Origin of the sequence: Pseudoalteromonas sp. S2755, assembly GCF_005886535.1 — a bacterium.
In the GTDB taxonomy this organism is placed as follows: Bacteria; Pseudomonadota; Gammaproteobacteria; order Enterobacterales; family Alteromonadaceae; genus Pseudoalteromonas.
In genome coordinates, this window is sequence record NZ_PNDS01000175.1 from 21,103 (window position 1) to 28,898 (window position 7,796).

The 7,796-nt window shown below is 39.7% G+C and carries 9 protein-coding genes; 5 read left to right on the top strand and 4 right to left on the bottom strand.

The annotated features are described in order from the left end of the window. The first annotated feature begins 71 nt into the window (after window positions 1–71). The gene (locus CWC03_RS23685) at window positions 72–2,024 is read left to right on the top strand and encodes a discoidin domain-containing protein (RefSeq protein ID WP_138583689.1); all 1,953 of its coding nucleotides are present in this window, start codon (window positions 72–74) and stop codon (window positions 2,022–2,024) included. 328 nt (window positions 2,025–2,352) lie between these two features. On the opposite strand, the gene CWC03_RS22135 is transcribed toward CWC03_RS23685, so the two are convergent. Continuing rightward, a complete protein-coding gene (locus CWC03_RS22135) occupies window positions 2,353–4,185 on the bottom strand; it encodes a S41 family peptidase (RefSeq protein WP_138583690.1) in 1,833 nt (610 codons plus the stop codon). Window positions 4,186–4,479: 294 nt separating this feature from the next. Here CWC03_RS22135 and CWC03_RS22140 point away from each other — a divergent pair, with 294 nt between their 5' ends. From CWC03_RS22140 to CWC03_RS22145, 3 genes are read left to right on the top strand one after another with little or no spacing between them, the layout of a single operon-like run. Next, window positions 4,480–5,040 (top strand): UCP032817 domain-containing protein, encoded by a 561-nt coding sequence (locus tag CWC03_RS22140; RefSeq protein ID WP_138583691.1) that lies wholly within the window; start codon window positions 4,480–4,482, stop codon window positions 5,038–5,040. Between the two features lie 11 nt (window positions 5,041–5,051). Continuing rightward, a complete protein-coding gene (locus CWC03_RS23910; RefSeq protein WP_283234909.1) occupies window positions 5,052–5,174 on the top strand; it encodes a hypothetical protein in 123 nt (40 codons plus the stop codon). A gap of 46 nt (window positions 5,175–5,220) precedes the next feature. Then, window positions 5,221–5,580: a nuclear transport factor 2 family protein gene (locus CWC03_RS22145; RefSeq protein WP_138583692.1), complete on the top strand. Its 360-nt coding sequence runs from the start codon at window positions 5,221–5,223 to the stop codon at window positions 5,578–5,580. A gap of 95 nt (window positions 5,581–5,675) precedes the next feature. Here the strand turns inward: CWC03_RS22145 and CWC03_RS22150 are convergent, their stop codons facing one another. The 3 genes from CWC03_RS22150 to CWC03_RS22160 form a co-directional block, all read right to left on the bottom strand. Further along, window positions 5,676–6,050, bottom strand: coding sequence for a PH domain-containing protein (locus CWC03_RS22150; protein WP_138583693.1), 375 nt, complete (start codon window positions 6,048–6,050; stop codon window positions 5,676–5,678). A gap of 145 nt (window positions 6,051–6,195) precedes the next feature. After that, entirely contained in the window at window positions 6,196–6,564 is a 369-nt protein-coding gene (locus CWC03_RS22155; protein WP_138583694.1) for a nuclear transport factor 2 family protein, read from the bottom strand. 24 nt (window positions 6,565–6,588) lie between these two features. Continuing rightward, window positions 6,589–7,224, bottom strand: coding sequence for a glutathione S-transferase family protein (locus CWC03_RS22160; protein WP_138583695.1), 636 nt, complete (start codon window positions 7,222–7,224; stop codon window positions 6,589–6,591). 112 nt (window positions 7,225–7,336) lie between these two features. Here CWC03_RS22160 and CWC03_RS22165 point away from each other — a divergent pair, with 112 nt between their 5' ends. After that, window positions 7,337–7,696 carry a MerR family transcriptional regulator gene (locus CWC03_RS22165; protein WP_138583696.1) on the top strand — a complete coding sequence of 120 codons (360 nt, stop codon included), beginning with the start codon at window positions 7,337–7,339 and terminating at the stop codon, window positions 7,694–7,696. Window positions 7,697–7,796 lie beyond the last annotated feature (100 nt).

Below are 7,796 nucleotides of genomic sequence, written 5' to 3' on the forward strand. Positions count from 1 at the left end.
GCTAGATTTTGGGTCTCGTAGTTATTAAACTTTCTGAAGTTTTATTAATATTTTTAACATAAGGAACTGTAGTGAAAAAGTATCTCTTATTGATTTCATTTTCAATGACTTTAATTTCAAATGTAAGTGCTTTTACGTTAATTGACAGCGTTAAAGTATCTAGTGAGAAAGTGACTATTCCGATATTTGGTTATGATGATCCGGTTGTCTTCGCTTCGATCCCGTCATACAAAGATAGTGAGCCAGGTGTAATTTCTATCTCTAGTGTGTCGAACTCTAGTTTTGAAGTCTTCTTTGATGAATGGCCTTACCTTGATGGAGCGCATAGTGAGGAAAATGTGTCATTCCTTATTGTTGAAAAAGGTCGGCATCAATTTGAAGACGGTAGTATATGGGAAGTTGGTGAATTTGATTTATCAGAAGGGAGTGCTCAGCAATTCTTCAGTGAGAGTTTTCCGCATGCTCCACATGTATTATTAAGCGGACAGACTCAAAGTGCTAAGGAGGCTTACTCATTACGAGTATCTAGCGTTTCGGCTTTAACCTTTGGTGTTACAATTAATCGTCAAGAGCAAGAAAGTACCAAGCATGGTAATAGTGAGAAAGTCGGATATTTAGCCATATACAGCCAACCTAATAATGGACTCACAGACAGCGGATTAGCTTATTCTTTAAATCAACAAGCAATTAATCAACATGGCTTTCAAACTATAAATGGGAAGCTATTAGTACAAGAAGAACAGTCAAAAGATATTGAAACAGAGCACTTACTGGAAACGATAAGTTTACTGACGATTAAAAATCAAACTTTTGCTCAGGATATTACTCATTACGGAAAAGATACAATTGCTCTTCGGTTGGATACTGATAGCAACTTTGAAGTAGATCCTGGTGATTCAACAGGTCAATATGGAAATATAGCCTTAATTGGAAGTAATGGATTAGATGAGTCATCATACTCGGCCAGCCAGAGTTATGGTTTAGATAGTGCTTCAGGGGCATTTGACGGTTACAACAGCTCAGCCAAGGTTAATATTGATGCGAACTCAAAGATTAATAGGGGGATTTGGCTGACGACTTCTGTACAGGAGCATTGGTTGCAAGTTGCTTTTAATCGTCAAGCGTACATTACCTCATTCAGAGTTATGTTGTATCCAGGTGCATCAGATCCAGGTATGGGCGTCAAAGATGTAACGTTACAAGTTTCCGATGATAATATTAATTTTATTGACCATGAGTCATTCTCGCTAGTGAAAAGCTTGGATCAGTTAATTGAACTTACAGAGCCTGCTGTTGGGAGATTCGTGCGGTTGAAAATACATTCAACACAAGGCCACAGTTACAGAGCAATAGGTGAACTGGAGTATTTCGGAGGGTTTATCTCTAGCACTACAACGGAGCCTGAGCCTCCATCAGAAGTTACAGGTTCCACATGTGCTGCTTTAAAAGAACAAAACCCAAATATAGCATCGGGTATTTATGAAATAGACCCTGATGGTAACGGAGGTATATCACCATTTTTAGCCATGTGTGAAATGGATGTAAATGGAGGTGGCTGGACATTAGTTGCTCACCATAAAGACGGACTTGAAAGTATTGTTACATCTTCACCTGTAACTGCGAGCGAACCTAGTGTTCTTTCTAGCGAACAGTGGCTAGCTGTCAGAAATAGCATGTCAACAGGAATGATGTTTATAGACGAGCATTCAAAAATCTCCTTTATTAATGAGTCTAAGCTTAATAGTGGGAATTGTGTAGCGTTGAGTCAGAGCAATGATTTAAGTCAACCTATAGTCCCATTTGACACCGGAGTTTTATGGCAAAATGAAGGTACAGGATGCAGCCTTTCTGGCTTGGATTACTCCTTCATAAGTTTAAGTGTTAAATCGACAAGTCGTGGCGACAGTTATATGAGGGCTGGATCTTCTTTATATCAGCACAATGTTAAGTTTGATTTATGGCCGTATAGTAATGGTGTTTATAGTGGCTATGAACAAAATACATTGCTTTATTACATAAAGTAGACATAGCGTTGTGTTTTATATGGGCTAGATCATACTAGCCTTTGTAACCTTCGCCTATGGTGTATGATTCGAGCAAAAAGACCATTACGTATTTTATTTAAAGCTTAATATCAGCGTTTTAGACAAGAGTTAGGACAATTGCTCGCACAATACAAAGGTTATGGGTTTGTACTCGGTTTTTTTGCCTGCGATCAGAACGTACGATAAGTTGATGTGGCGCTAACCTCTCATTCTGAGTTAGTTCACAAAGTTTGGGTCCGCTTAAAAGCTAACTACTTGTTGTCATAGCTTCTAAGCGGATCATTCAATTAAGTGAGCTGTTATAAGACTAAAGCTCTGATTTTAGAATATCAATGGCACGTTCTACTTGATTATCAGTACCATTGATAATGCTCTCTCTAGTTCTTGGCACTAAATAATCTGGCGCAATACCTGCGTTGATCAAAGGATCACCATTATGTCGGTTCGCGAGCATACCTGTGTATTGGAACTCAGCACCTAGATTGCCCTCTTCTAAACCGCCAAAAAACGGAACCCAAAAAACGTTACCATTAATCCCAGATGTGTGCTCCCCTAAGATTGCTAGGCCGCCACTACGTGCAAACACCAAAGCGTGTTCATTTTGACTTATACTTCTTCTAGAAGAAAGCACTATGGACGGAATTGAAAGTGGGTTGGCATCTCGATGAATTATTTGCTGAACGGGGTAGAGCTTTTTATCCGTTTGATTTGGCGCTCCTTGCCATAATAGCGCCAAAGTATCATTGGTGGCATCTTGTTTGATAAACCAGCTTAATACGCTTCGCCATCCGTCCCAGCTTTGTGGGTAATGGCGAAAGTCGATTACAACGCCATGAGCATTTTTTAACGCTTCTTTTATCGCGCTCAAGTCATCGGGTATAACGTTATAAATATTGATTTTATATATATTGTCGCCTAAATTTTCAATTTTTGACGTTGAATGGGGAATGTACGGTAATCCGATCAAAGGTTTTACTTCACTGTGCTCTAGCGGTGTTAAATTTACCTGAAAAATCTCCCCCGTCGGTTTTTTAACGGTAAAGTTAACAGGGGTCTTATCTTTAAAATAAATTCCTTGTCTTGCAGTATGGCTCAATCTATGTAGCGTGTTTTTAAGCGAGTAAAGCGCTTTCTTTGATAGGTGTTCTATTATATCTTCATCATTAATAGTAAGTACTTCATCTCCAATTTCGATACCATTTTGCTCATCTTGTTGAACTCTAGTTACAATGGCTTTTCCCTCCACAATCTCGTAAAAAAAAGTACCATAGTACGCGTCGCTAACTGTAAACATATCTGGAGTCTTAACAACAATGTGGTTGTCATTCAATTTTGTGAGTTCGGTTTTAATTAGCTGCAGCCTTCGTTCTGGCTCTTCAGTTATGCAAGCGGTTAGTAACGGGGTAAGACTTGCTGACCAGTCAATATCAATCTGCCCAAAGTAAGGCCAGAAATGTTGAATATTGGCCCACATTCCCGACACGGTAGCCATACAAGCTTCGGTACGCGCGAAGTTAGACTCAACCTGCCAACGGCCTAATTGAGTGAATGTACCACCAGAGAGTTCAGTTTTAACGGGCAGGTAGAGTGGTAAGTAGAGGGGACTTTGATAAAAGTTAAGAGTTACAAATTGTTCGCTGGGGGCGTATTTCTCCTCTTGAATTTCAGCGAACGTAGCTGATACTAGCAACCGAGTATAAGCGCTGAAATGCGCGGACGCATTTTGTATCCAAGTATATGTTTGCGTATCAGGGAGCAATTTTGGGATGTGGTTTTGTTGTGTAACCAAGTAAGGCGCAATTTGTCGTATGAGTTCAATCCCCTTTTCTCTGCGCTCTTTACTTGGTGTTTGGTTTAATTCGACAATGCTTTCTGCGATGAAAAGTGACCAATCTGATTCTCTCACCTCGGCCGATGGATAGAAGTACTGAACAGCATGCGCTAATTTAACAAACTCAGAAACATCACCGATAAAGCTTTGGTCAAAGCTCATATTAGGAAGAGGTGTGGGTGATGATGGTAAAGGCGAATTTGTTGGAGGCTTGTTGGAAGTTATATCTGTTGGAGCTGTGTCACTTGATCCGCTGCCACAAGCGGTCAGTATTAAGCATAAAATTATGCTAGTAAGTTGCTTTATCATTTTTATATCCTTATGCAATTTTTCAGGTACAAGTTAGCTGTTATTTGAACAGCTGTAAACTTTAAGGAGCAAATGTGTAAGTGTGAATTGGCAAACGTGTAACTAGATTGCCTAATTTTACTTTTATTAATTCAATGCTTTTGCTGCGTTTAAATTCACTAAAGCCAGTTGAAATTCGGTAGCAGGAATATGTTTATTGTTTCATACAAGTAATCAATTAGGGGCAGAATCACTTTGACTAATTAAAGTGAGACGTATACCTTAAGGCTGTTGCTGAGATGGAGACGGGATTTAATGAAAGCAATTGAGGGTAAGGAAAATGCGGTCGATTTCATTGAAAACTATAAGTTTGACGATGCTGTACTAGAGTGGTTTGACTGGTATATAGAAACGCACTTGGAATATAAATTATCTGATGATGAGATCCAGGTGGTCGTTGAGGGTCTAAAAGACTATCTAATATTTGTGGTTATTTCACCACAAGCAGTTGCTGCAGCAAGCAAGTTGGTTGATGAGTTATTCCATGCATTTATTTTGCATACAGAACTATACCAAGCATTTTGCAAAGGTGTTGGGCAGTTTATACACCATTATCCAATTAGAAAAAAAGTGGTTCTCGGGAATGAAACTCCACTAGAAAAGATTGAATATAATGATCATTACCAATCCATAATAAGAACATACTGTCTAGCTTGTCAGGCATCAGATCTCGATCCGCTAACCACTAATCAAGTTCCCTACTTATTTAAAGTCGATTCAATATTGCCTGAAAAACACGCCGCCTTATTCGACATCAAGTTTTTTCAATCTGTATTGCCTAAGTTAGGTGTACATAACTTTATAATTCAAGAGTAAAGGAGATAGTCATGTCATATTTAAAAAATCGTGCTAAGCGTAATGAAGCTGCCCATTCACAAGTTCAAATTGAGCTGACGAAACCTAAAAAGTTTGTAGATGTATGCCTAGCAGGTGTTTGGCCTCGCAAGTAAGTAGCGCAGAAGCAAAGCCGGCTTATGCTGGCTTTTTGGAAAGAGTATGCTGGATAAAATTGAAGCCTTAGAGCGAGCGTTACATTCGCCAGAGCTACGAAAAAATATTAATCTGATCTCGGACTACATCCATGATGAGTTTTCAGAAAATGGACTATTTTGTGATGGTATGACGAAAGATGACATTATTGAAGGCTTGAAGAGTGAAGATCTCAGCGAGCATAAAATAATTAGCGAGGATTATAAGTTAGTTGAGCACAGCCCCAATAAGGTTGTGATTGAGTACGTCTCCGCACTGGAAAATACCTTGGGTGAGAGATCATATGACGCACAAAGGCGGTCTATTTGGTATTTATGTAGCGATGATAAATGGCGGTTGATAGGTCACTCTGCAAATTTGTTATAGCGCCAAGTCGGCAATCTTTTGATAAAAGAGTGGACAAAGAAGTGCGAGGTAGAAGCACGCATCCTGCGTGCCTATTCAAAGTTAACTGGGCGTGGCTATAAACAATATTGTGAAATGATCTTATACACTTGGTTGATATTATCGCCTGCTTTAAACTCTTTACTAATCGGCGTTGGATCTGAGCCAATCCAGATTTTTAATTCCGCATCGAGGTCGAAGTGACCCGCAGATTCTTTGCTGTATTTTGTTATTTTGCTATATGGAATGCTGAGCATTTCTATTTTGCTGCCCGTCATGCCTTGCTTGTCGATTAAAATTAAACGCTTGTTAGTAAAAATAAATAAGTCGCGGATCACCTTGTAAGCTTGTGCAACCTCTTCTCCTGCGATAAGTGTATCTTCTAATAACTTATCAACTTCGTTACTGTCTACTTCGCTTGCATTACCGAGTAGACCACTTAATAGTCCCATTGTTATTCTCCGTTTTTTCAATTCTTCTTAGACTGCGCGCAAGATAGTGCTTAGGTCGAAATGAATTAATGATGAAAGTGACAAAACCAGCATAGAAAAGCACGCTGATTTTGCCAAGTTAATAATCCGAGTCTGGAGTAAGAAGTTAGCTTATATCTCTTATCAAACAAATTTTACCATCACGAAATGCAAACTCTGAACGGCCTTGCAAGGAGATACTTTGCCCTGCTTTCATGCCATTGGCTAAGTCTTGGGCTAATTTAGCTTTGTATGTCACATGAACAATAAACAGATCATTGTCTTGCGTGGCGGCGGTTAAAGATTGATTGCGTTCAGAAAATAACTTAGCAGACTGATTTGCTAATTCTGCAAACTCCACCTTACTGGTTGTACGCGTGGTAACTTCACCATTGGCGAGATTCTCAAACACGATATCATCCGTGAGCTGAGCTAGCATTCCCGGAATATCAAAATGATTGTAGGCAGAGATATAGTTTTTCACTAAGGTTTCCATTTTTCCTCCTTGGTGTAATGGATGTTAATAAAAACTTAGATCGGTTTGTTCAATTTCGCACACTCTTTTTACCACTTTTTGCTGTGCCATCATTCGCATAAATCGGCCCAAATGTGCATAGTCTTTTGGCGCAGTCTGAAACCCACTTGCCCAATGGGCTAGCATAAACAAATAATAGTCACAAAGTGTGAGCTGCTCACCAACTAAGTAGGTGTGTGTTGCTAACTGCTTATCGATGAGTGCAAACATCTCGCCGACTCGTTGCTCAGCGACTTGAGGCATGGCCTTGGCGCTCTCTGGTGAAAGCTGATATTTTTCAGGATAGAAATACAACATGAGTTCAGGCTGAACTGTCGTGGTTAAATAAAAAAGCCACTGATAAAACGTGGCTTTTTGTGGGGGTGCTGGCGCAGGGATAAGCTGTCCTTCAGGGTGCTTTTCGCATAAATGCAAACAAATTGCTGCACTCTCGAAGATGATTTGGTCACCGTCGACCAATGTCGGGATCCGTCCTGTTGGATTGAGTTCTAAATAGGTCGCAGACTTTTGTTGTTGTGTTTTTCTATCGACCAAGAGCAGTTCTTTTTCTAGTTGTAGGTGTTCAAGTACGAGATGCGGTGCCCAACTGGCATTACGAGGGTAGTAAAATAACTGATACATCTTTTTCTATTCCTTGACGATACTTTTTGTTAGCGTGCAATTGGTATTAGATGGTTGCAACTTTTATGGAGGCTGTAAACCGTTATTTTGCTTTTAGCTGGGAGAATCAAAAATGTATATTGGCAAGCTGTCGAAGCAAACTGGGCTGTCAGTCAAGGCCATTCGCTTTTATGAAGAAAAAGGGCTTATTCCTACCCCGGAGCGTGTTGGTAAGTATCGCGTCTATTCTCAAGTAGATGTCGATCTGCTGTTATTAATAAAAGAAGCAAAATCGCTCGGCGTGTCGATTAAGCAATTACAGCAGGTGATTGAAATTAAAGGGCGGCAAGTTAACTGGGTCGAAATCAACACATTTTTAGTCGAACTCAAAGTATCTTTCATAGAGCAAGTTTCGCTGCTTAGGCAAAAAATACACCGAATTGAACACTGCATCGCATCGCTTGATGAATGTCCACAGATAAAACTATCCTAACCTGAGGTTTGGATAAGAAATGTTCCAACTCATTGTTGCTAAAGCACAACTTAGTTTTTTCCTTGTCTAGCCAGCAAGATTTAGGGAAAACAAGGCGAAT